Raw genomic sequence first — 3,554 nt, 5'->3', positions numbered from 1 at the left:
CCGGCCACGCCCGCCGAGGCGGTGCCGTGGGGCCTGCGGGTGGCCGCCGAGTCGACCTGGCGGCTGCTGCTGCTCGGCGCCGCGCTCTACGTCGTCTTCTACGTGGTCGACATGCTGCGGCTGGTGGCCTTCTCGGTGCTGGCCTCGCTGCTGATCACCGCGCTGCTGGAGCCCTCGGTCTCCTGGCTGCGCCGACACGGGGTGCCGCGCTCGCTGGCGGCGGGAGGGGTCTTCCTGAGTGGTCTGGCCGGGATCGGGCTGGTCGGCTGGTTCGTCGTCTGGCAGGTGTCGACCAACCTCTCGGACGTCACCACCCAGGTGAAGACCGGCGTCAACCAGCTGCGGGACTGGCTGGTCACCGGGCCGCTGCACCTGACCCAGCAGCAGATCACCGACTTCGCCAACCAGATCACCAAGGCCATCACCACCAACACCGATCAGCTCACCTCGGCCTCGATCACAGGCGCGCAGATCGCCGTCGAGGTGCTGACCGCGCTGCTGATGACCTTCTTCACCACCTTCTTCTTCCTCTACGACGGCGCGAAGATCTGGAACTGGGCGCTGCGCGGCCTGCCCCGGCACTCCCGGTTCGCGATGGCCGGGGCCGGCCCGAAGGCCTGGGCGACGCTCACCGCCTACGTGCGCGGCACGGTCTGCGTGGCCTTCATCGACGCGCTCTGCATCGGCATCGGCGTCGACCTGCTGGGCGTGCCGCTGGCGCTGCCGCTGGCCGTGATCATCTTCCTGGGCGCCTTCGTCCCGCTGGTCGGCGCGCTGATCACCGGCACCGTGGCGGTGCTGATCGCGCTGGTCACCCAGGGGCCGTGGACGGCGCTGATGGTGCTGGTGGTGCTGGTCGCGGTGATGCAGGTGGAGAGCCACATCCTCCAGCCGCTGATCCTCGGCCGGGCCGTCCGGGTCCACCCGCTCGGCGTCGTCCTCGGCGTCGCGGCCGGCGGCATCATCGGCGGCATCGGCGGCGCGGTGGTCGCCGTCCCGCTGATCGCCGTCACCAACACCGTGGTCGCCCACCTGCGCCGTCGCAACGAGGCCGGCCAGGCCGTCTTCACCGCGCTCGAAGCCGCCCGTGAGGCCGCCGAGCGTACGGCGGGGCGCGCGGCCGAACCCGCCGCCGAGCGCACCGCGGCCGCCCACCCCGCCCCGTCGGCCGCGCCCGCCACCGACTGACCCCCCGCCGTGCCGGGGCGACCGGCGCGGGAGAACGACGACGGGCCCCTCGCGGACATGGTGTCCGGGAGGGGCCCGTCGGGGTGCCGGGGTGCGTCAGGCGGTGACGTCCGCCAGGGCGGCCTCGGAGTCGAGGACGCCGGCCACGGCCTGGAGGACGGCGGCGATCTTCATCGAGGCCTGGACGACCTCGCGCTCGACGCCGGCCTTGCGCAGCACGGCCTCGTGCGAGTCGAGGCACTGGCCGCAGCCGTTGATGGCCGAGACCGCGAAGCACCAGAGCTCGAAGTCGACCTTCTCGACGCCCGGGGTGCCGATGATGTTCATCCGCAGACCGGCCCGCATCGTGCTGTACTCCTTGTCGGAGAGCAGGTGCAGCGTCCGGTAGTAGACGTTGTTCATCCCCATGATCGCGGCCGCGCCCTTGGCGGCGGTGTACGCCTCCGGGGAGAGGTTGGCCTTGGCCTCGGGCTCCAGCTCGCGCAGCAGGCCGGGGCTGCGGGTGGCCATCGCGCAGGACAGCACGGTGCCCCAGAGCTGCTGGGCGGGGAGGTCGGAGTTGCCGATGACCGAGCCCAGGTTGAGCTTGAGGTCCTTGGCGTAGTCCGGGAGGGCGGCCTTCAGGTCGTCGAGAGCCATGGGTCAGCCCGCCAGCAGGGCCTGGGCGTCGAGGGTGTCCTCGCCCTTGTTCCAGTTGCACGGGCACAGCTCGTCGGTCTGCAGGGCGTCCAGCACCCGCAGGACCTCCTTGGGGTTACGGCCGACGGAGCCGGCGGTGACCATGACGAACTGGATCTCGTTGTTCGGGTCGACGATGAAGACGGCGCGCTGGGCGGTGCCGTCCTCGCCCTCGACGCCGCAGGCGCGCATCAGCTCGTGCTTGATGTCGGCCAGCATCGGGAAGGGCAGGTCGCGCAGGTCCTTGTGGTCCTTGCGCCAGGCGTGGTGCACGAACTCGGAGTCGCCGGAGACGCCGAGGATCTGGGCGTCGCGGTCGGCGAACTCGTCGTTCAGCTTGCCGAACGCGGCGATCTCGGTCGGGCAGACGAAGGTGAAGTCCATCGGCCAGAAGAAGACGACCTTCCACTTGCCCTCGTAGGACTTGTGGTTGATGTCGGCGAAGGCGCTCGCGGCATCCAGGTCGACACAGGCCTTGAGGTCGAACTCGGGGAACTTGTCACCGATCGTGAGCACGTTCGCTTCTCCTGAAGTGAGATGAGGGGAGCTTTGTCCGGAATCCGGACACCGCTCACAGTTCCACATCGTGGACTGATCAGGGAAATAGCTACACTGGATGTGTCTGATCGGAGATTGTTATCAGTAACGAATCCCCCACGTCGCGGCCGGGTTCCCGCAGGAAGGGCGGCACGAAGGCCGACCCGACTGTGGCGAGCGCCACAGTCCGCAGCCCGCGCACCCCGACCGTCGCCCAGCTGCGGGCCTTCGTCGCGGTGGCCGAGCACCGGCACTTCCGGGAGGCCGCCGCCGCCACCGGGACCAGCCAGCCCGCGCTGTCCGGGGCGGTCGCGGCGCTGGAGGAGTCGCTGGGCGCGCAACTGGTCGAGCGTACGACGCGCAAGGTGATTGTCACCCCATTGGGGGAGCGCGTGCACCAGCACGCCCGCCGGGTGCTCGCCTCGCTGCAGGCCCTCACCGAGGAGGTCGAGGCCGCCCGCCGCCCGTTCACCGGGCCGCTGCACCTGGGCGTCATCCCGACCGTCGCGCCCTACCTGCTGCCCACCGTGCTGCGGCTGGTCCGCGACCGCTTCCCGGACCTGGAGCCGCACGTCCACGAGGAGCGCACCCCCTCGCTGCTGGAGGGCCTGGCCGCCGGGCGGCTGGACGTCCTGCTGCTCGCGCTGCCGGCCGGCGGGACCTCGCCGACCAGGGACATCCCGCTGTTCGACGAGGACTTCGTCCTGCTCACGCCGCCCACCCACCCGCTTGCCGGTCGGATCGACGTACCGCGCGACGTGCTGCTCGACCTGGAGGTCCTGCTGCTGGAGGAGGGCCACTGCCTGCGCGACCAGGCGCTGGACATCTGCCGCGAGGTCGGTGCCGACCCGGCGGGCTCGACCACCCGGGCGGCCGGCCTGTCCACCCTGGTCCAGCTGGTCGCCGGCGGCCTCGGGGTGACCCTGCTGCCCGCCACCGCACTGGACGTCGAGGCCGGGCGCACCGACCGGCTGGCCGCCGTCCGCTTCGCCGCCCCGGCGCCCGGTCGCCGGATCGGGCTGGCCGTCCGGCCGGGCTCGGCCCGCAGCGCCGAGTACGAGCGCTTCGCGGCCGCGCTGCGCGAGGTGCTGGTGGAGCTGCCGGTCCGGATCGTGTCCTAGGGCCTGTGTGATGTTGTGATCAATCTTCGG

At 71.5% G+C, this 3,554-nt stretch carries 4 protein-coding genes; 2 read left to right on the top strand and 2 right to left on the bottom strand.

Annotation, left to right across the window (positions count from 1 at the left end; translation table 11 throughout):
- A partial coding sequence (locus AE652_RS37755; RefSeq protein ID WP_082346233.1) for an AI-2E family transporter occupies window positions 1-1,188 on the top strand: 1,188 nt, incomplete at its 5' end.
- A gap of 96 nt (window positions 1,189-1,284) precedes the next feature.
- Here the strand turns inward: AE652_RS37755 and AE652_RS37750 are convergent.
- A complete protein-coding gene (locus AE652_RS37750; protein ID WP_049659817.1) occupies window positions 1,285-1,827 on the bottom strand; it encodes an alkyl hydroperoxide reductase in 543 nt (180 codons plus the stop codon).
- Window positions 1,828-1,830: 3 nt separating this feature from the next.
- Entirely contained in the window at window positions 1,831-2,382 is a 552-nt protein-coding gene (locus AE652_RS37745; protein ID WP_049659815.1) for a peroxiredoxin, read from the bottom strand.
- Window positions 2,383-2,573: 191 nt separating this feature from the next.
- Between AE652_RS37745 and AE652_RS37740 the strand changes: the two genes are divergently transcribed.
- Window positions 2,574-3,524, top strand: a complete 951-nt coding sequence (locus AE652_RS37740) for a LysR substrate-binding domain-containing protein (RefSeq protein WP_082346232.1) — start codon at window positions 2,574-2,576, stop codon at window positions 3,522-3,524.
- The last annotated feature ends 30 nt before the right edge of the window (window positions 3,525-3,554 follow it).

The organism is Kitasatospora sp. MY 5-36, from assembly GCF_001182915.1.
Classification (GTDB): Bacteria; Actinomycetota; Actinomycetes; order Streptomycetales; family Streptomycetaceae; genus Kitasatospora.
The sequence above is the reverse complement of the archived record's forward strand: the minus strand, read 5'-3'. Positions and strand labels throughout refer to the sequence as shown.